Source organism: Streptomyces sp. NPDC001401 (assembly GCF_042895385.1).
Classification (GTDB): domain Bacteria; phylum Actinomycetota; class Actinomycetes; order Streptomycetales; family Streptomycetaceae; genus Streptomyces.
This window is the reverse complement of record NZ_JBIAWI010000005.1, coordinates 241,152-260,543: the sequence shown is the minus strand read 5'-3', so window position 1 is coordinate 260,543 and position 19,392 is coordinate 241,152. Positions and strand designations below refer to the sequence as shown.

Genomic DNA, 19,392 nt, shown 5'->3' with positions numbered 1-19,392 from the left:
GAGGTCCGTGGGGTGGGGTACGGAGCCGGCGAAGGCGCTCGGGCCGGCCCCTGATGCCGGTGTCGGTCGTTGCGGCGTGCAGTGGATGCGTGGGGTCATGGTTCCTCCGGGGAGGTCCAGGCCCAGAGGGTGTCCACCGCGGACTGCCAGGTGCCGGAGTCGGCCAGGGACTGCAGGACGCCGGTGGTGGACAGGTGGAGGGCGTCCAGGAGACGTTCCACGACCGGGCCGTCCGTGTCTGCGGCGCGGGCGAGGAAGGCCGTCACCACGTCGGGCGCCGGGCTGCCGGGCGCGTCCGGCGGGAAGCGGGACGCGGCGATGGCCCGTAAGGTCTCGGGGCCCGGGCGCTCCATCCGCAGGCGCACACAGCGACGTACCAGAGCGAAGGGCAGATCCCGGGTCCCGGTGCCGGTGATGACCACGACCGGGAAGGCGTGGCAGCGCACCTCGCCGCCGCGCAGCGGCACCGCGGCCGCCGGATCGTCGTCCGTCGCCACCCGCTCGGCACCATCCGGCACGGTGAACCCGCCGGCCGCCAGTACCGTGCACAGGTCCTCCGGCAACGCGATCTCCGCCAGGTCCAGCTGGTCGATCAGCAGCACCCGGGGCAGCCGGTGCGGCAGGAAGGCGGTACCGACCGGACCGAGCCGGCCCTGGTGGACGTACAGGCCCTCTCGCAGCGTGCTCACGCTGGTGACGGGCCAGCGCAGGACGCGGCCCAGGCCGAGTTCACGGCTGATGCGGTGCGCGAGCGTCGACTTGCCGGTGCCCGGCGGCCCTGTGACCAGCAGCGGTCGACGCAGGTACAGCGCCGCGTTGACCCGGGCCACCTCAGCCGGTGACGCGGGCAGCGGCCCGGCCGTGTCGCCCAGCGTCACGGAGGCGTACGGGTCCTCGGACGGCGGCGGGGGCAGGACCGGGCCGCCGCCGAAACCGCGCCAGCCCGGGGGCTCGGGCCAGGGCCCCGGATCGGGGCCGGGACGGCCGGTACCCCGGTAGATCCCCCAGTTGCCCGGGCTCTGCGAGCTTTCGCTGTTCGCTGGCATGAGCGGCGTTCCTCCGATTCCTGGCCCTTCCCGACCAGTCATGGCCCCTGCGTCTCCGGTACGACGGGCTTGCGATCCGGGTCGTCCCACAGAAGGGTGAGATGGCGGCCGAGATGCCGTACGTCCTGGCCGGCGGCGTCCTGGATCGCCGCCTTGCGGCGGTACGCGGCGACGTTGGCGGGAAAGCGTTGCCAGCCCTCGGCGAGCAGCCCGTTCACCATGTCCAGGAACTCCTCGGTGCAGCGGCCTGCGCGATGCCAGATCACCACAGGCAGTCCGCTGCGCAGTGCGGCCTCCAGCTCCTTGCGGCCGTGGCCCTGGTCGGGCAGCGGAGGTTCGCTCAGAACGGCCGCCACGACATGCTCGTCGTCCCCGAGGCGGGCCTCCAGACCGAGCAGATGGTCGCCGTTGTGGCGGGCCACGTTGACGTACACCGACTGCCACGGCTGCTCGCCGATCGACAGTTGCAGCCAGCGGTGGCGCCAGAAACGGTGCCAGCGCCTGTTCTGCAACCGGTCCAGGCTGCGGATGACCACGGGATAGTCCACGGCGAGCGGCACGTGCGGTACCTCACCGGTGTCCCGGGGCCACCAGTCGACGGGCAGGTTGAGCAGCTCGAAGGGGAGCACGAACTCCAGCCACAGATGCGCGGTCCGGTCACCGGCGGCCCCCTCGACCTTCCGCACGATCCGGCTCACCACCTGCTGCAGACCGTCCCTCGGGACCTGCGGCAGCGCGTCGCCCTGCTCCCAGTACGGGCCCTGGGCAAGGGACATGAAGGAGTGCGAGACGGTGTAGCGCGCGCTGTCCAGTGGATCGGGCGTGATGTGTATCGCCAGGTACTCCTGATGCCGCCGGACCGGTGCTGTCGGCGCGCTCACCCGGTCCCTGCGGTCCCGGTCCAGCAGCTCCGCCAGCCCGCAGCGCAGGGCCCACTGCCGGTTGCGGGCGAGCACCTCGTAGGCGACGCGGTGCTCCATGCAGTCGGTGCTGCGGTCGAGATAGACCATCCACGGCGGCAGCCCGTCGCGGGACGCGCCCTGCCCGGCCATGTGCAGGAAGTCGTCCCAGGGGTTCTCGGAGTACGGCGGCGGTGTGGTGACGCGCGCGTCGGTGGCCGTCCGAACCAGTGCGGTCCGCATCGGGTGCGTCATCGACAGTGTCCGCAGCGTGTCGGTGAGGAAGTCCCAGGAGTCGGTCACCTCGGGCAGTCCGGCGAGTGAGTCGACGGCCGTCCACTCGTCGGCGAGGCGCTGCACGAGCGGTGTCTGCGGGCAATTGGTCTCCAGCATCGGCAACTGGCGGGCGAGCGCCGCGAGGCCGCCCGGATGGCGGGTGCAGAACCGGAACAGCTCCACCAACTGCAGGCGCTGGGTGGCCTGTTCACGCAGTTCTGCGCGGTGGCCCAGGGCCTCGCCGACCAGGTCGATCAGCAGCGCCCGGGCATACCGGTCGTCGAGTGCGGGGACCGCGAGCAGCGCAGCCAGCGTCTCCTCGCCGATCCGCTGCCGTATCCGTAACGCCGAGAGATCGCGGCGCCCGCCGCTCTCTGTGGTCAACGCCGCCCCACTCAGCCGGGGAACCGCGGGGGCAGGGCGGGCTTGGAACGGCCGGTGCGGGCGGCGGCCACGCCGTCGAGCAGCCGCCGGCGGGCGTCCTCCTTGGGCAGATCGACCAGGTCGAGGTAGACCAACGAGGACAGCAGCCCGTTCGGACGGCACGGCGCCACCCGCACCGGCAGCAGCTTGCGGGCCAGCCCCACGGGGTCCGCCGCCTGCACGGCCTGCCACTCCTGGCGGCCGTAGACGGACGTCAGATAGGCCGGGGACAGCACGGCGACGGTTCGTTCGCACTCGGTCACTCCCCTCTCCATGCCGACCGGCCAGTTGCTGCCGGGCACGAAGTCCCACTCCTGCACCAGCACGCCGTAGCCTGCCGCCTCCAGCTCCCAGGCGATCCAGGCGGCCCATGCGCGGTCGGCGCCGGTGTAGGAGACGAAGAAGTCCAGGGTGCGGTCGGGGAGTTGGAGGTCCGCCGGAGCCGGCGGCTGCGATGCTTCTCGCGCTGCCTGCCGCGGCGCTTCCTGCGGCTTCTCGGGTACGTGGGCCGCCGTGATGTGCTCTCGCACCAGCTCGCTGACCCGGTCCGAGGTCCGGCTGTGCCCCTCGAGCGCCGACACCGCGTACGCCAGCGCGGGCAGCCCGCCCTCCTCGCGCACGCAGAACCGCACCAGCTCGAGCAGCTGCAACGCAGGGGTCGCCTGCTCCCGCAGCGAGATGTGGCGCCCGAGCATGTCCCCGACCAGTTCGGTCAGCAGGCCACGCGCATACCGGTCGGCCAGCGTCGGAGAGTCCAGCAGCGCCTGGTGCACCTCTTGCTGCCACTCCTGGTCCGGCCGGGCGAGACCGCTCGTGTCGTACCTGTCCACAACACCCCCCGCGTCCACAACGCCCCCGCAAAGCTGTGTCCCGCTCCCAGGATACGAACGCAGTGACGCTCCGTCAGGACTTCGTTCACGTTGTTGTGTTGTGGTGGGGAGAGGCGACGTATGCGGTCACGGAGGCCGGGATCACAGCGGCATGGGGTCGATGTCGCAGTCGGTGCGGTGCGACCGGCCGGCCACGCGTGTGACCGTGGGGTGGTGGCTGCCCAGACGGTGTCCGAGGCGGTCGAGAGTGCGTGTGTGCAGGGTGTCCGCTTCTTCGACGCGGCCCAGGGCGCGTAGGCCCATGGCCAGGTTGGCGGCGCAGGCCAGGGTGAAGGGGTGGTCCTCGTCGAAGAGGGCCCGGGAGCGGTGGAGGGTTTCGGTGTCGAGGTCCAGGGCAGTGGCGGCGTCGCCCAGGACGTAGTGGTCGCCGGCGAGGTTGGTGCGGCAGGCCAGGGTGGAGGGGTGGTTCTCACCGAGGCCGGCTGTGAACTCCTTCAGCACAAGCTCGTTGATGTGTTGTGCGGCGGGGGCGTTGCCCAGCAGACGGTGGGTGATGGCCAGGTTGGCGGCGGCGGAGAGCGTGTGCGGGTGGTGGCGCCCGTAGGTCTGCTCGTAGCGGTGCCAGGCTTCGGTTCCGAGCGTGCGCGCCTCCTCTGTGTCTCCGCGATCCCGCCATTGGGTGCACAACTCCAGGGTGGCGGCCATGGATTCGGGGTTGTGGTCGCCGTAGCGGCGGATGAGGGCGGTGCGGGCCCGCTCCGCGGTGTGCAGGGCTTCGTCGGGTTCGCCGGCCTTGCGGAGGGTGACAGCGAGGTAGCGGAGCACGGAGAGCCTCATGGGGTGATCGCTGCGCAGCAGCGTGTCGGCGCGCGCGCTGGTGTCACGGAGGTGGACGAGTGCCGCGCTGTACTGGCCGAGTTCCCGGATGTCGTGGATGTAGCCCAGCCAGGTGCGCAGGGGGTCGATGTGATCCTGACCGTAGATCTCGGTGTAGCCGCTCCAGGTCTGCTGGTCGAGGTCGCGGGCGCGGGCGAAGTCGCCGACCAGGCGCAGGCTGACGCCGAGGTTGTGGGCGGCGCGCAGGGTTTCGGGGTCGTCGGGGCCGAGGAGGCGCAGGTACTGCTGGTGGACCGACTCGGACAGCACGAGCGCCTCGGCGAACGCCCCCCGCACCCGGTGATCGAGTGCGACGTTGCCGAGCGCGTCGATGGTGTCCTGCGCCTCCGGCCCGATCGAACGCCGATGAGCCTCCAGAACGGCCGAGTTGAGCTCGGCGGCCTCGGCGTACCTGCCCATGGTGAACAGCAGGAACCCGAGCCAGCGGGAGATCTGCAAGGTCTGCGGATGGTCTTCGCCCAGAGCCTGGGACCAGCTCTCGTGCGCGGTGTGGGCGAGGTCGAGGCCGGACTCGTAGTCGCCCCACCGCAGCAGATAGATGACGACGTTCACCACGAGGCTGCGCACCCGGCTCTCGTCCGACCGGACCGCGTCGGAGACGGCCACGTGCGGGTGGAGCATCCCGTACCGCTCCCAATGCACGATGTTGTTCGGGTCGTTGGGATCCATCGCCGCCAGCAGTAGATGGGCGCTGCGCTGCACGGTGGCCCGCTGATCGTCGGTCATCCGGGACGCCACGGCGGCCCGGACCAGGCGGTGCATCACCAGTGAACTGCTGCGGTGGTCGAAGCGGGCCAGCGAGTAGCGCCCGATGTCCCGGAACGCCTGCCCGAGCCGGATCGGGTCCTGCAGCGTCGCGTCGAGTTCCGGCGAGAGTGAACCGCGCGGCCTGACGAACAGTCTGCGCGGGATCGGCTCGGGGGCGTAGAACGAGCAGATCTGCAACAACTGGTAGGCCGCCGGGGCGGTCGTCTCCAGCTGGTCCAGCGAGATGTTCCACGCGGCAATCGCCGAGTGCTGGGCCTGCGGCGACGCGGTGTCCCGCAGCAGCTCCACCCGTTGCTCGTCGAGGAGTTGGAGGTACTCCTCGACCGGCATACCGGTCTCTGCGTGCCAGGCGGCTGCCTGCTCGATGGCCAGCGGCAGGTCGCCGAGCGCGTCCGCGAGCCGGTCGGCATCCTCGTCGCCGATCTCCGCACTGCGTGCGCTCAGCAGGAGCTTGCTCTCCTCGCGCCGGAAGACATCGATCTCCAGGGTCCGCGCGATACCGGCCCACTGAGGATTGCGGGAAGTGATGAGAACGGTCCCCGGGCCGCCGGACGGGAGGAACTGCCGTATCGCCTCCGGGCTTTCGGCGTTGTCGTAGACCAGAAGCCAGTTCGCGTACGGGACGCCGGTGCGCAGCGATCGCAGGACGTCCACGACCGTGGTGGACGCGTCCGCACCCTGCTGCCGTCCGAGGTGCGGGGCGAGTTCGGCCAGGGAGAGGGAGATCTGGGCGGTGCGCTCGGCGGAGACCCACCACACGACGTCGTACTCGCTCATCCTCTCGTACACGTACTGCAGGGCCAGCGATGTCTTGCCGATCCCGCCCATGCCGTGCAGCGCCTGCGGGACGAGTGCGGCCCCCTTGTCCCGCAGCAGGCGCTCGTGCAGTTGCCGCAGGAGGTCCTCGCGGCCGGTGAAGTTCGGGTTGCGGGGCGGGACGTTCCCCCAGACGGCGGGGGCGGTCCGGATGCTTGCGGCGCCCGCGCGCTGCTCGTCCTTCTGCGGCATTACGAGCCTCTCCTCTCGCCATGCTCCGTCGTACGGTTGCGGGATCAGCCCGGAAACCCGGGTGGATCCGTCGGCTTGGACCGCCCCCCGAGCGCCCCTCGCATCCCGTTCAGCAGCCGCGTCCGTGCCTCTTCGACTCTCAGGCCCACCAGGTCGATGGAGACCAGCGTCCCCAACAGCCCGTTCGGCCGGCAGGGAGCGATCCTGACCGGCACGAGTCTGCGGGCGAAGCCCGTCGGATCGGTGCCCTGGGCCGTTTGCCACTCGAGGCGTCCATAGACCGATTCGAGGTAGGTCTGAGACACCACGGCCACCACACGCTCGCACTCGGACACCCCCCTCTCCATGCCGAGCTGCCAGTTGCTGCCGGGCACGAAGTCCCATTCCTGCAGCAACACGCTGAAGCCGGCCGTCTCCAGCTCCCAGGCGATCCATACCGCCCAGCGCAGATCGGAGGAGGTGTAGGAGACGAAGAAGTCCTTACGTCCGTCCAGGGCTGGATCGGAAGCCGAGGACGGATCCGCGTCAGCCGGTGAGCGTGCGGGAAGGGGCTTCGGGGCGCTGCCGGAGTGGCGGGCGGCCTCGCGTTCCTCGGCCAGTTCCGCCACCCGCTGTGCGATCTTGCTGTCGGGTTCGAGCAGCCGTAACGCTGTGGCGAGCGCGTGCAGGCCGCCGGGGACGCGATCGCAGTGGCGCACCAGCTTGACGCCCAGCAGCACGGCTGTGACCCGGTCTGCCGGATCCTGGGCAGGCAAGGGCTGGGCCAGCGCGGCGTCGGTCAGCCAGATGAGCAGCGCTCGCGCGTGCCGGTCGCCGAACGTGCCGGTGTGGAGCAGAGCCTCCACGATGTCCGTCTGCCAGTCGTGCTCCGGACGGTCGCGGAGGCGGTCGTCGCTGCGGTCCACAACGCCCCCCGAAGTGGTTGTCCTCCACCTCAGAGTAGGGGGCAGGTGACCGTAGGTCAGCGCCTTCGCGATCCGCTCCTGCGAGCTGCGGCGAAGCCCGATTGTGTCCGGGTGATGCCCGAACCTGTTTACTTTCCAGAAATCCGGGCGTAGCCTCCCAGCGAAACCACAAGTTCGGGCACAGGTCGGAGGCGAACGGACATGTACGCACCGGAGCGGCAGCAGGAGATCCTCCGGCTTGCCCGTGACGGCGGGCGGGTGGACGTGGTGTCGCTGGCCGAGGAGTTCCAGGTGACGGCGGAGACGATCCGCCGGGACCTGAAGGCCCTCGACCGCGCGGGGCTCGTCCGGCGGGTGCACGGCGGTGCCATACCGGCCGGGCGGCTCGACTTCGAGCCGGACCTCGCCGAGCGCGAGGGCACCTCGGCGGACGAGAAGGACCGCATCGCCAAGGCGGCCCTGACGGAACTGCCGAGCGACGGCACCGTGATCCTCGACGCCGGTACGACGGTGGCGAGGCTGGCCGCCGCGCTGCCGCTGGAGGCGTCGCTCACCGTCGTCACGCACAGCCTGCCGATCGCGGCCCGCCTCGCGGACCACCCCGGCATCCAGCTCCACCTCGTCGGGGGGCGGGTACGGAACCGTACGCGCGCCGCTGTGGACGCCTGGGCGCTGCGGGCGTACAGCGAAATCCGGGCTGATGTACTTTTTGTGGCGGCCAACGGCTTTTCTGCCGACCATGGCCTGACCACCCCCGACCTCGCCGAGGCCGCGGTGAAGCGCGCGGCGATCGCCGCGGCCCGCCGCGTGGTGCTGCTCGCCGACGCGTCCAAGCACGGCCAGGAGCACTTCGCCCGCTTCGGCGACCTGAGCGACGTGGACCTGCTGATCACCGACAGCGGGCTGAGCCCGGAAGACGCCACCGCCATCCAGCGCGGCGGCACGGAAGTAGTACGCGCATGATCCTCACCGTCACCCCGAACCCGTCCCTGGACCGTACGTACGAGGTCCCCTCGCTCGACCGTGGCGAGGTCATCCGCGCCACCGGCGAGCGCATGGACCCGGGCGGCAAGGGTGTGAACGTCTCGCGCGCGGTCGCTGCCGCCGGGCAGCGCACGGTCGCGGTGCTGCCCCTGGGCGGTGCGCCGGGCGCGCTCGTCGCCGATCTGCTGGATGCGCAGGGCATCGAGGTCGCGCCGGTGCCGGTCGCCGGAGCCACCCGCTCGAACATCGCGCTCGCGGAGGCGGACGGGGTGCTCACGAAGATCAACGCGCCCGGGCCGGAGCTGTCGGCCCAGGAGCAGGAGCTGCTGCTGAACACGGTGCACCGGCAGTCGCCCGACGCGGACTGGATCGCCTGCTGCGGGAGCCTGCCGCGGGGGCTCGCCCCGGCCTGGTACGCCGATGTCGTCGCCCGGGTGCACGCCGGGGGCGCGCGGATCGCGCTGGACACCTCCGGGCCCGCTCTGCTGGCGGCGCTGCGCGAGCGGCCCGACGTGGTGAAGCCGAACGCCGAGGAACTCGCGGAGGCCGTCGGACGCCCCCTGGTCACCGTGGGCGACGCCGTGAAGGCGGCCGAGGAACTGCGCGAGATGGGCGCGCGCGCCGTCCTGGCAAGCCTGGGCGCCGACGGGCAGCTGCTCGTGGACGCCTCGGGCGTCTGGTTCGGCAGCGCGCGCGTGGACGCCGTACGCAGCAATGTGGGCGCCGGCGATTCGTCGTTGGCAGGCTTCCTGATCGCGGGCGGCAGCGGCCCGGAGGCGCTCGCCTCCGCCGTCGCCCACGGCGCCGCGGCCGTCCAGCTGCCCGGCAGCGTGATGCCGACCCCACGCGACCTGGACCCGGCGGCGGTGACGGTGACGTCCGACGTGCCGGTGGATCGCGTACTCAAGGAGCCGGTGTCATGACGTACCTGGCGCTGAGTGGACCGGCCCCCGGGGTGCGGCGAAATCCGCTGCGGTACGACAGCGCCCTGAAGGGGCGCGGGGAACTGCGCGACCAGCCACGACTAGGCCGCAGACGGCCGACGGCACACGGCCCCGCGGCGGCCCTGCAGATCGGCACAGCCAGCGCGGTGCCAATGCGGCGAGGCTCCCCGTTACTCGCCGCGGCCGACGGGAGGCAGGGCCACCTGAGCCGCCCTGTCGCCCCCCGGAGGCGGGGTTTCCCCGGCCCCGCCTCCGCCCCCACCGATCTCACCCCCCACCCCACCCCCGTCCCCACCCCCGCCCACCCCACTCCCCGGGCGATACGCGTGCGAAGGAGCCCGCGATGAGCGACATGATCACCGCGGACCTGGTCGACCTCGACCTGTCCGCCGATACGAAGGAAGCGGCGGCGCGTGCCCTCGCCGAGCGCATGGTGGCCCTGGGCCGGGTGACCGACCTGGACGGCTTCCTCGCCGACGTGGCCGCGCGCGAAGCACAGATGCCCACCGGCCTCGACGGCGGCATCGGCATCCCGCACTGCCGCAGCGAGCACGTCACCGAGCCGACGCTGGGCTTCGGGCGCAGCGCTGCCGGTATCGACTTCGGCGCGGCGGACGGCCCCGCCGACCTGATCTTCCTGATCGCGGCGCCCGCCGGCGCCGACGACGCCCATCTGACGATCCTGTCGTCGCTGGCCCGGCAGCTCATGAACGCCGAGTTCACCGACGCACTGCGGTCGGTGGGCGACGCGGCGGCCGCGGCCGCCCTGATCCGCGGGGACAAGCCGGCAGCGGCCGGTTCCGAAGACTCCGCTGCGGCGTCGGGGGCGGCCTCCGCCGACGCTGCAGCGGGCAAAACGGCCCCGGCGCCGGGTGCGAGCGTCGAGGACGCGTCCGCCCCGGCGTCGGGCGCCCCCGCCGCCGACGAGCCGGACGGGCGCCCCTTCCGTATCGTCGCCGTCACCTCCTGCCCGACCGGCATCGCCCACACGTACATGGCGGCCGAGTCGCTGGAGAACGCGGGCCGCGAGGCGGGTATCGAGGTCGTCGTCGAGCCACAGGGCTCGGCGGGCTTCACCCGGCTCGACCCGGCCGTCATCGCCGCGGCGGACGGTGTGATCTTCGCGCACGACGTCCCCGTACGGGAGAAGGAACGCTTCGCCGGCAAGCCGACCGTCGACGTCGGTGTGAAGGCGGGCATCAACCGGCCCGGCGAGCTGATCTCCGAGGTGCGCGGCAAGGCCGAGCGCGGTGAGGTGACCGCGGGCGCCCCTTCGGGCGCCGGTACGCCGGTGGAGCGCGCCGGAGAAGCCGGCGAGGGTTACGGCACCAAGCTGCGCAAGTGGCTGATGTCCGGCGTGAGTTACATGGTTCCGTTCGTCGCGGCGGGCGGTCTGCTGATCGCCCTCGGGTTCGCGATCGGCGGCTACAAGATCAAGTCGGCGCCCTCGGTGATGGACCACTTCGTGTGGACGCAGACCGACAGCTGGGCCGCCCTGATGTTCCAGATCGGCGCCGTGGCCTTCGGCTTCCTGGTGCCGGTCCTGGCGGGCTACATCGCATACGGCATGGCGGACCGGCCCGGTCTGGTCCCCGGCTTCGTCGGCGGCATGATCGCGTCCACGATCAGCGCGGGCTTCCTCGGCGGCCTGGTCGCCGGTCTGCTCGCCGGTGGTGTGGTGATGGCGATCCAGAAGATCAACATCCCGCCGGTGCTGCGCGGCATCATGCCGGTGGTGGTGATCCCGCTGATCTCCTCGGCGATCGTCGGATTCCTGATGTTCGTCGTGGTCGGCAAGCCCATCGCCTCCGCCCAGAAGGGCATGACCGACTGGCTGAACGGCCTCTCCGGCTCCAACGCCCTCCTGCTCGGTGCCCTGCTCGGCCTGATGATGTGCTTCGACCTCGGCGGCCCGGTCAACAAGGTCGCGTACACCTTCGCCACGGCCGGGATCGCGGTCTCCAGCCCGAGCGACTCCGCGATGAAGATCATGGCCGCGGTCATGGCCGCCGGCATGGTCCCGCCGCTCGCGATGGCGCTGGCCACCACGGTCCGCGGCAAGCTCTTCACCGAGACCGAGCGCGAGAACGGCAAGGCCGCCTGGGTCCTGGGCGCCTCCTTCATCTCCGAGGGCGCCATCCCGTTCGCCGCGGCCGACCCGCTGCGCGTCATCCCCTCCTCGATGGTGGGCGGCGCGATCACCGGCTCCCTGTCGATGGCCTTCGGCGCCACCCTGCGAGCCCCGCACGGCGGCATCTTCGTGGTCCCGCTGATCGGCAACGCCTTCCTCTACCTGATCGCCATCGCGGTCGGCGTGTGTGTCACGACCACGCTGGTGGTCGTCCTGAAGGGCATGCGCAAGCCGGCACCGGGGACCGTGAGCCCCGGCACGAAGGACGACATGGCGACGGCGACGGCCGAGGCGAAGCAGCCGGTGGCGGCCTGACCCCCGGGCGGCCATGTCCCTTTGGTGCGCTGTGCGCTGATCAGCCCACCTGAGGGGCATGTGCCGCACCTGCGAAGCCTGCGAGATACGTCACGGTCCGGGACCAAAGTCCCGGACCGTGGTGTCTACTGGGGCGCATGCCCGATGAGCACATCTCGATACTCCAGTCACTGGGCGTGGTCGTCCTCGCCCTGGCGGCCGTCGTCTCGGTGCTCGGCCTGGTCGGCCTGGTACGTCGCGGCCGCCCCCTGCACGCCCTCCCGCACCAGCGGCAGGCCCCTCCCCATCGGGAGTCCGTCGAACTGACCCCGGCGGAGCGGGACGCATTCGCAGGGCTGGTACGACAGCTCAGCGACGGCCGCTGACCGCCGACCGGTCGTTCAGGAGACCTGTGCCGCCCGCCGCTCCATCGCATCCCGGGCCGCGTCCTCGCTGACGTACACCTCGCACATGTGCCGACCGTCGGGCGTCGCCGTGTGCTCGACCTCCCAGAGGGAGACCTCCTCGCCGTCACGCAGCAGGAACGCGTGCTCGTAGAGCGAGAAGCCGAGCCCGGCGCGCCCCGCGCGGCACGGGCGCCCGAAGGCCTGCGTGATCTGGTGCGCGAACGCCGTGGCGAGCAGCGCGGCCGTCTCCGCGCCCGGCGGGTCCGGGTTCTCCGCGCGGCGCAGCAGCCGGCGCGCGTGATCCGCGGAGTCGTCCGGCACATACGCGTGCCGCGGCGCCGGGATCGGTGACAGCTGCACCGTCACCGGCAGCTCGAAGTCCGGCGCGTCCGGCGGCAGCGGCAGCCGCGCGGTGGCCGCACGCAGCTCCTCCTCGTCGACATACACCTCGTGCTGCGCGGCGCTGCCCGGTGCGGTGTTGTGCACGAGCTCCCACAAGGTCAGCGCCGAGCCGTCGACGAGCAGCCAGGTGTGCCGGTACGTCTCGCGGTGCAGGCCCGCGCTGTGGTGCGCGGAGTGCAGCGAACTGTCGTGCGCCAGCGCGCAGTCGAGCCGCCGTATCGTCTCGTCCGGCAGCTCGAAGGAGTTCAGGGCACGGCCGAGGAGCCGCTCGAGATGCTCCTCCGGAGACTCGGGCGACTCGGCTGGTTCGTACGCTGCCGTCTCGTACGGAACGCTCAAGGTTTCTCCCGGCGTTGCTGCATGTCACCTTGTGGGTGCATACCGTAGCCCCTCGGTCGGACATCATGTCCGGGAACCGAGAAAACGTACGCACAGAAAACGCGCGGGCCGTGTGAGAAGTTCCCACACGGCCCGACGATCTGTCAGAACCGGCTGCTCAGACGGCGATTACGCGGCGCTTCCCGCCGTCCACTCGCCCCACGACATGTTCCAGCCGTTGAGCCCGTTGTCGGGGGAGACCGTCTTGTCGGGGGAGTTCTTGACGATCACGACGTCGCCGATGAGCGAGTTGTCGTAGAACCACTTGGCGTTCGTGGCGCCCTGCGCGCCCTGCACGTCCGCGAGCCCGACACAGCCATGGCTGGTGCCCTGGCGGCCGAAGGGCGGATTGCCCTTGTTGTACCAGTAGTTGCCGTGGAGGAAGGTGCCGGACGAGGTCAGACGCATCGCGTGCGGCACGTCCGGGATGTCGTACTCGCCGCCCAGGCCCACGGTCTGGCTGTTCATCCGCGTCTGCACGAACTTCTCGGAGATCACCATCTGCCCGTTGTACGTCGTGTGCTCCGGGCTGCCCGACGAGATCGGCACCGACTTGAGGGTCTCGCCGTCCCGCACGACCGTCATGGTCTGCGTGTTCACGTCCACCGTGGAGACCTGCGAGCGCCCGATGGTGAAGGTGACGGTCTTCTTCTGCACCCCGTAGACGCCGTTCGCGCCCTGGACACCGTCCAGGTCGATCTTCATCGTTACCTTGGAGCCGGCCTTCCAGTACTCCTCGGGCCGGAAGTCGAGCCGCTGCGCCCCGAACCAGTGCCCCACAACCTTCTGACCGCTGCTCGACGCGACCGTGATGTGCGACTGCACGGCCTTCTTGTCGCTGATCACCTTGTTGAAGTTGAACGACACCGGCATTCCGACGCCGACCGTCGTCCCGTCGTCCGGCGTGTACGTCCCGATGAAGCTGTTCGCCGAAGTGACCGTGGTGAAGATGGAGTTGGCCGCCGCCGTACGGCCGTTCCCGTCCTTCGCGGTGGCCGAGATCTGGTACTTCGTCCCGCGCTCCAGCTGCTCCTTGGGCTTCCAGACGCCGCCGTCCGCGGATATCGCCCCCGCAACCGCCTGTCCCGTGCCGGCCACGGTCATCTTCACGTCGGTCAGCCTGCCGTTGCTGACCTTCACGCCGGTCGTGTTGATCGACGCGGCGGTCGAGCCGTCCTTCGCCGAGATGACGATCTTCGCTGTGGATGTCTTGGCCGAGCCCTTGCCGCCCTTGCCGTCGCCGGAGGAGTTGGCGTCGGCGTTGGCGTTGCCACCACAGGCGGTCAGGGTCAGGGCGCCGACCATCAGGGCGGCACAGGCCCCCAGTACGCGCCGCGCTGCAATGTCCGGCGTTGTCACGGGCTGCTCCAGGTTCGTGTGATGTGCGTGATCCGTTCCAGTGCGTGGGGAAAGAGGGAACGAGTGGCGTGTGAGGTTCCCGCCGTTCCCGGAGAACGCGATCACGTGACAAAACCCGGACAATTGTGGGGCGCAGCCCACACCCCGGGGCTCTCAACTCCCGCCGTACAGCTCCCCGTACGACGGCCAGGCCCCGCCCGGCCCGTCCACCGACTCCGCGGCCCGCACGGCTCGTACGATCGCGCGGGTCACCACATCCGCGCCCGCCGCGAGGATCTCGTTCAGCGCCAGGGGGTGCCCGGCGTCGAGCGAGCGCGCCCCTGTCGCCAGCGCGAACACCGTGTCCCCGTCGTTGAGCAGGTGCACCGGCCGCACGGCGCGTGCGATGCCGTCGTGCGCCGTGCCGGCCAGCTTCTGCGCCTGTGCTTTCGACAGGTCCGCGTCGGTGGCGACCACGGCGAGCGTGGTGTTCAGCGGCGGGAGTGCGTTCTTCGCTGCGCTCTCGGCGAGGCGGCCGCGCGCGGCCTCGTGGACCTGCGGCTCCGGGTAGTTCACCCGCCCCTGGAACAACTCCCCGTACAGGACGCCCGTTTCCGGATCCATCGCCGACCCCGCCGCGTTGGCGACCACCAACGCGGCCACCGTGACCCCCGAGTCGAGAAGGGTGCTCGCCGTGCCGACCCCGCCTTTCATCGGCCCCACGGCTGCCCCCGTACCGGCGCCCACGCACCCTTCCTGCACGGGTTCCCCGGCCGCGCTCGCCGCCGCTGCCTCGACCGCGGCCCGGCCGGTGGCCGCGTCGGGCCGGGCGGAGAACCTCCCTCCGCGCCCCAGGTCGAAGACGCAGGCGGCGGGCACCACCGGTACGACATGCGCCGGGTCCGCCCCGACCCGCACGCCCCGGCCCTGCTCCTCCAGCCAGGCCATCACTCCGGACGCCGCGTCGAGCCCGTAGGCGCTGCCGCCGGTCAGCACGATCGCGTCGACCTTCTGCACCACGTTGCGTGGGTCGAGGGCGTCGGTCTCCTTGGTGCCGGGCCCGCCGCCGCGGACATCCACGGCGGCGACGGCGCCGCCCTCCGGGGCGAGGACGATCGTGGTGCCGGTGAGCCAACCGTCGCCGATGCGCGTCGCGTGGCCCACCCGCACCCCGGTGACGTCCGTCAAAGCGTCAACTGTCCTGGGTGTCCTGGGTGTCATGGGCTCAGTCTCGCCCGGCCCGGGTGTGGAGGACCTCGTTACGCGACGGGAGCCGAAGCACGATCCCCGCTCGACCCGTCGGCCCCGCTCGCGCCGCGCTCCCTGGCCACCATGCGCGCCGTCAGCGTCACCCCGGTCACCACCGCCAGCGCCGACACCAGGCCCGCCGCGAACACCGCCCAGTCACCCAGGAAGGTACAGACGATCACCAGCAGCGCCGTGGTCGGCAGCACCAGTTGCTGGGCGATGCCCACCTTGTAGAAGCGGGAGTGCAGCACCCAGACGGTGAGCAGATACAGCGCCGTCGGCAGGGTCACCGCGGCCGACGCGGCCAGCGTGGAGATGTGCGCCTTGCCGACCGCCTGCTCCACCGCCACCTCCAGGCCCGCACCGATCGCGGCCGCCGACGCGAAGATCAGGTAGTGGCCGTAGCCCCAGAGGAAGGACTGCCGGTTGGAGCGGAGGTGACCGTGGATCGGCACCACGAAGTAGATCCACCAGGCGGCGAAGATGATCAACAGTCCACCCGCGGCGACCGGCAGCAGGGTGCCCAGGGCGTCGTTCTCGTCCACGCCCGACTTCACGGCGACGGTGGCCGCCGCGATGGTCTCGCCGAGCACGATGATCGTGAACAGGCCGTAGCGTTCGGCGATGTGGTGCGGGTGCCAGGACGTGGGATGGGCCTTCTCCGCGTACAGCGGCACGCCCAGCTCCACAAGCGCCATCACCAGAAAGACCCACGGCCGGCCGCCCTCCGGCAGGACCAGCAGCCCCAGCCAGCCGATCTGGCACAGCAGCACGCCGCCTGCGTACCGCAGCGCCATCGTCCGCTCCGCGCCCTCGGTCGACCGCGCAACCCGCAGCCACTGCGCCGTCATGGCGAGCCGCATGATCACGTAGCCCAGCCAGACGACCAGGAACTCGTGCTCCACGAACGCCCGCGAGACCCCGGCCGCCAGGACGAGTACTCCGGCGATCTGGACCAGCGTGACTACCCGGTAGAGCGCGTCGTCGTTGTCGTACGCCGAGGCGAACCACGTGAAGTTCATCCACGCCCACCAGATGGCGAAGAAGATCATCGCGTAGTTGAGGATCCCTTCGCCCGCATGTCCCTCGACCACGGCGTGCACCAGTTGGACGCCCGCCTGGGCGATGGCCACGACGAAGCACAGGTCGAAGAAGAGCTCGAGGGGCGAGGCGACGCGGTGCGCCTCGTCGCGGCCGCGAGCCGTGAGCCTGCGCAGTGGTCTGTGGCCTGCGTGTGAGCCGGAGGATGCCGGTGGCGAAGTCGAACTGCTCGTCATGCGTTCCAGCACACCAGATGAGCGGCAGAAATTCTCGGGCGGGGATGTGCCCGGGCGGAGGGAGCCCGACGGCCCCGTACCCTGGACACATGACCTCCGCCCCTGCCCCCGAGCCGCGCACACCCAAGCCCGCGTTGGTCTTCGAGGACCCGCTGGACCAGCAGTCCTCGGACGACACGGACCGTGGCTGGGGCGAGCGGCCCGGCTCGGACAGCGCGGCCGACCTGAAGCGCTTCCTCGACGAGAAGCCGCCCCACCACCTCTGAGCCGCGCGGGCCGCCGCCAGGACGGGTCCTAGTGCTCGTTGTGCCCGGCCCCCCGCTGCGCGACCAGCGCGTCGCGGATCTCCTTGAGCACCTCCAGCTCGGTCACCTCGATCACCTCGTGCGTGCCCTCCCGCGCCTTCCTGCGGGCCTCCTGCCGCGCCAGGTACTTCGACATCGGCAGCACCATCAGGAAGTAGACGACGGCCGCAGTGATCACGAAGGTCAGCGTGGCGCCGAGGACCGAGCCCCACAGGAGCTGGATCCCCTGGTTGCCCTGGCACGACTCGCTCAGGCACGACTTGTAGTTGTCGAGGTTCGTGGTCCCGATTGCCCCGACCAGAGGATTGATGATCCCCTTCACCACCGAGCTCACAATGTTGGTGAACGCGGCGCCGATGACCACCGCCACCGCCAGATCGACGACGTTCCCGCGCATCAGGAAGGCCTTGAAGCCCTGCAAGATGTTCGGTTCCTTCTTCTCGCTCACCTAGGGGCCTCTTCTCGCACGCACAGGTTGGGGAACAAACAGTTCCGCAACCTACGGCAACGCGAGACTGCCCTGCTCGGTCGGGTGGCTCGAACGAAGGACTTGACGGGAATCCATGCAGGATTCGCACATCGTGGTTCAGCACACCGTCACCGCCAGCCGCGTCGTCGCGCTCGCGCCGGCGAGGTGCGCCGCGGTGGAACGAGGAACCGAGAGCACGACCAGCGCCCCGCTGCCGGCCCCGTCGTCCAAGGGCTCCGGCACCCTGGTCACCCGTGCCCCGCGCGCGACCACGCGGGCGTCGCCGCCCGTCGCCGTCTGCTGGGCGGCGACGACGTCCACCCGGTCGCCGGGCCGCAGCAGCCGGACCGTGGCCCCGTCGGCGATCCGCACCGGCGCGGCCACCATCTCGACGGCGCGGTGCTTTCGTACGGGGTCCGCGACCGGATGCCCACGCGCCGGGTCGGTGGCCCGCGGCCCCGCCGCCACCAGCGCGGCCGCGGTCACGGCGAGGCCTGCGGCGACGGCTCGCCTCCGGTGCCGTACGAGCCGCTGCAGCTGATAGCGCCCGCCGCGCACCCGCACGGGAGCGAAGTGCGGAACCTCGCATGTGGCGGGGGCGTCGGTGCCGGGCGGGTGCGGGACGGAAGGGGAGGGGAAGAAGGGCGGGGGAGGGAGGGACATGCCAGTCACCACCTGCATCGAGGAGTCAGCGAGGAATCGCCTTGCAGGCCCACGATGAGGCTTTGCGCCGATCTCCGCCGAGGCCGGTGGACTACCGACGGGTTGTGGACAACTCCCTCACCCGAACGGGCAGTTCCGCCCTACGGAAGCTCCCTCAACGCCCTCTCGACGCCCCGTGAAGCCCCCCGTCACGGCAGCTCGAACCCCGGATCCATCCCGCCGAGCGCCTTTGTGCACAGGCAGTCCCGGTCCTCGTTCGCCGGCAGGGCGGCCACCGCGTCGAACAGCACGCCCCGCAGCCGGTCCACGTTCGCCGCGAACACCTGCAGCACCTCGTCGTGCGAGACGCCCTCGCCGGTCTCGGCGCCCGCGTCGAGGTCGGTGACCAGCGTCATCGACGAGTAGCAGAGCTCCAGTTCACGGGCGAGAGCCGCCTCGGGATGGCCGGTCATGCCGACCACCGACCAGCCCTGCGCCTGATGCCACAACGATTCTGCGCGGGTCGAGAAGCGCGGCCCCTCGACCACGACCAGCGTGCCGCCGTCCACCGGCTCCCAGTCCCGGCCGCGCGCGGCCTTCAGGGCGGCCGCGCGCCCGACGGGGCAGTAGGGGTCGGCCAGGGACACATGCACCACGTTCGGGATGCTGCCGTCGGGCAGCGGCAGCCCGTCGAAGTACGTCCCCACCCGGGACTTCGTACGGTCGACCAGCTGGTCCGGCACGAGCAGCGTGCCCGGCCCGTACTCGGGGCGCAGACCGCCCACCGCGCACGGGCCGAGGACCTGGCGTACGCCGACGGACCGCAGCGCCCACAGGTTGGCGCGGTAGTTGATCCGGTGCGGCGGCAGGTGGTGGCCGCGTCCGTGGCGGGGCAGGAAGGCGACCCGCCGGCCGGCGATCTCGCCGAAGAAGAGCGAGTCGCTGGGCGGCCCGTAGGGGGTGTCCACCTGGACCTCGGTCACGTCGTCGAGGAACGAGTAGAAGCCGGAGCCGCCGATCACACCGATCTCTGCGCCGATGTCTGAACCGATCTCTGCATTCGCCATGGCCAGCACAGTATCCGGCCCCGCCGGCGCCCAGAGAGGGGCTCCGGAAACACCGAAGACCCTGCCGTCGTACGACGGCAGGGTCCCGTGTGGAGTGCTACGCGGCGGAGCTGCTGCTGGAGGTGCCGGTGCTCGACGGCTTCGAGTCCGAGGACGCCGAAGACGGGGTCGACGACGAGGTGGACGTCGACGACTTCGACGACGACGCCGGCGAGCTGCTCGAAGAGGAGCCGCGGCTGTCGTTCCGGTAGAAGCCGGAGCCCTTGAAGACAATGCCGACCGCGGAGAACACCTTCTTCAGGCGGCCACCGCAGTTGGGGCACTCGGTCAGGGCGTCGTCGGTGAACTTCTGCACCGCCTCGAGGCCCTCGCCGCACTCGGTGCACTGGTACTGGTAGGTGGGCACTGTCTTCCTCCTGGCACTCTCACTCAATGAGTGCTAACGAGCGTCCAT

General features: G+C 71.0%; 18 protein-coding genes. 5 read left to right on the top strand and 13 right to left on the bottom strand.

Features of this window, described 5'->3' with window-relative positions; all coding sequences use genetic code 11:
• Positions 1-95: 95 nt before the first annotated feature.
• The 5 genes from ACFY10_RS19600 to ACFY10_RS19580 all read right to left on the bottom strand — a co-directional run bounded on the left by ACFY10_RS19600 (position 96) and on the right by ACFY10_RS19580 (position 7,052).
• Positions 96-1,046, bottom strand: a complete 951-nt coding sequence (locus ACFY10_RS19600) for an AAA family ATPase (RefSeq protein ID WP_390666400.1) — start codon at positions 1,044-1,046, stop codon at positions 96-98.
• Positions 1,047-1,084: 38 nt separating this feature from the next.
• Positions 1,085-2,605: a hypothetical protein gene (locus tag ACFY10_RS19595; protein WP_390666399.1), complete on the bottom strand. Its 1,521-nt coding sequence runs from the start codon at positions 2,603-2,605 to the stop codon at positions 1,085-1,087.
• Positions 2,606-2,616: 11 nt separating this feature from the next.
• Positions 2,617-3,474 (bottom strand): toll/interleukin-1 receptor domain-containing protein, encoded by an 858-nt coding sequence (locus ACFY10_RS19590; protein ID WP_390666398.1) that lies wholly within the window; start codon positions 3,472-3,474, stop codon positions 2,617-2,619.
• Between the two features lie 141 nt (positions 3,475-3,615).
• Positions 3,616-6,147, bottom strand: a complete 2,532-nt coding sequence (gene fxsT / locus ACFY10_RS19585; protein WP_390666397.1) for an FxSxx-COOH system tetratricopeptide repeat protein — start codon at positions 6,145-6,147, stop codon at positions 3,616-3,618.
• A gap of 44 nt (positions 6,148-6,191) precedes the next feature.
• Positions 6,192-7,052, bottom strand: coding sequence for a toll/interleukin-1 receptor domain-containing protein (locus ACFY10_RS19580; RefSeq protein ID WP_390666396.1), 861 nt, complete (start codon positions 7,050-7,052; stop codon positions 6,192-6,194).
• 201 nt (positions 7,053-7,253) lie between these two features.
• Here ACFY10_RS19580 and ACFY10_RS19575 point away from each other — a divergent pair, with 201 nt between their 5' ends.
• The 4 genes from ACFY10_RS19575 (at position 7,254) to ACFY10_RS19560 (ending at position 11,791) form a co-directional block, all read left to right on the top strand.
• Positions 7,254-8,015 (top strand): DeoR/GlpR family DNA-binding transcription regulator, encoded by a 762-nt coding sequence (locus tag ACFY10_RS19575; RefSeq protein WP_390666395.1) that lies wholly within the window; start codon positions 7,254-7,256, stop codon positions 8,013-8,015.
• Complete coding sequence (gene pfkB, locus ACFY10_RS19570) at positions 8,012-8,959, top strand: 1-phosphofructokinase (protein WP_390666394.1); 948 nt, start codon at positions 8,012-8,014, stop codon at positions 8,957-8,959. The genes ACFY10_RS19575 and pfkB overlap by 4 nt, the downstream gene beginning before the upstream one ends.
• Positions 8,960-9,323: 364 nt before the next feature.
• Positions 9,324-11,426: a fructose-specific PTS transporter subunit EIIC gene (locus ACFY10_RS19565; protein ID WP_390666393.1), complete on the top strand. Its 2,103-nt coding sequence runs from the start codon at positions 9,324-9,326 to the stop codon at positions 11,424-11,426.
• A gap of 137 nt (positions 11,427-11,563) precedes the next feature.
• Positions 11,564-11,791, top strand: coding sequence for a hypothetical protein (locus ACFY10_RS19560; RefSeq protein WP_390666392.1), 228 nt, complete (start codon positions 11,564-11,566; stop codon positions 11,789-11,791).
• Between the two features lie 15 nt (positions 11,792-11,806).
• Here ACFY10_RS19560 and ACFY10_RS19555 read toward each other — a convergent pair whose 3' ends face one another.
• The 4 genes from ACFY10_RS19555 to ACFY10_RS19540 all read right to left on the bottom strand — a co-directional run bounded on the left by ACFY10_RS19555 (position 11,807) and on the right by ACFY10_RS19540 (position 16,455).
• Positions 11,807-12,553, bottom strand: a complete 747-nt coding sequence (locus ACFY10_RS19555) for a DUF6227 family protein (RefSeq protein ID WP_390666391.1) — start codon at positions 12,551-12,553, stop codon at positions 11,807-11,809.
• Positions 12,554-12,721: 168 nt separating this feature from the next.
• Complete coding sequence (locus ACFY10_RS19550; protein ID WP_390666390.1) at positions 12,722-13,951, bottom strand: Ig-like domain-containing protein; 1,230 nt, start codon at positions 13,949-13,951, stop codon at positions 12,722-12,724.
• A 153-nt stretch (positions 13,952-14,104) separates the two neighbouring features.
• Positions 14,105-15,151, bottom strand: coding sequence for a P1 family peptidase (locus ACFY10_RS19545; RefSeq protein WP_390666389.1), 1,047 nt, complete (start codon positions 15,149-15,151; stop codon positions 14,105-14,107).
• Positions 15,152-15,189: 38 nt separating this feature from the next.
• A complete protein-coding gene (locus ACFY10_RS19540) occupies positions 15,190-16,455 on the bottom strand; it encodes a low temperature requirement protein A (RefSeq protein ID WP_390666388.1) in 1,266 nt (421 codons plus the stop codon).
• Between the two features lie 89 nt (positions 16,456-16,544).
• Between ACFY10_RS19540 and ACFY10_RS19535 the strand changes: the two genes are divergently transcribed.
• Positions 16,545-16,721 carry a hypothetical protein gene (locus ACFY10_RS19535; protein ID WP_390666387.1) on the top strand — a complete coding sequence of 59 codons (177 nt, stop codon included), beginning with the start codon at positions 16,545-16,547 and terminating at the stop codon, positions 16,719-16,721.
• Positions 16,722-16,749: 28 nt separating this feature from the next.
• On the opposite strand, the gene mscL is transcribed toward ACFY10_RS19535, so the two are convergent.
• From mscL to ACFY10_RS19515, 4 genes are all read right to left on the bottom strand, one after another.
• Complete coding sequence (gene mscL, locus ACFY10_RS19530) at positions 16,750-17,208, bottom strand: large conductance mechanosensitive channel protein MscL (protein ID WP_390666386.1); 459 nt, start codon at positions 17,206-17,208, stop codon at positions 16,750-16,752.
• A gap of 138 nt (positions 17,209-17,346) precedes the next feature.
• Entirely contained in the window at positions 17,347-17,892 is a 546-nt protein-coding gene (locus tag ACFY10_RS19525; protein WP_390666385.1) for a hypothetical protein, read from the bottom strand.
• Positions 17,893-18,080: 188 nt separating this feature from the next.
• A complete protein-coding gene (locus ACFY10_RS19520; protein ID WP_390666384.1) occupies positions 18,081-18,938 on the bottom strand; it encodes an S-methyl-5'-thioadenosine phosphorylase in 858 nt (285 codons plus the stop codon).
• A gap of 97 nt (positions 18,939-19,035) precedes the next feature.
• Positions 19,036-19,344 (bottom strand): FmdB family zinc ribbon protein, encoded by a 309-nt coding sequence (locus tag ACFY10_RS19515; protein WP_390666383.1) that lies wholly within the window; start codon positions 19,342-19,344, stop codon positions 19,036-19,038.
• Between the last annotated feature and the right edge of the window lie 48 nt (positions 19,345-19,392).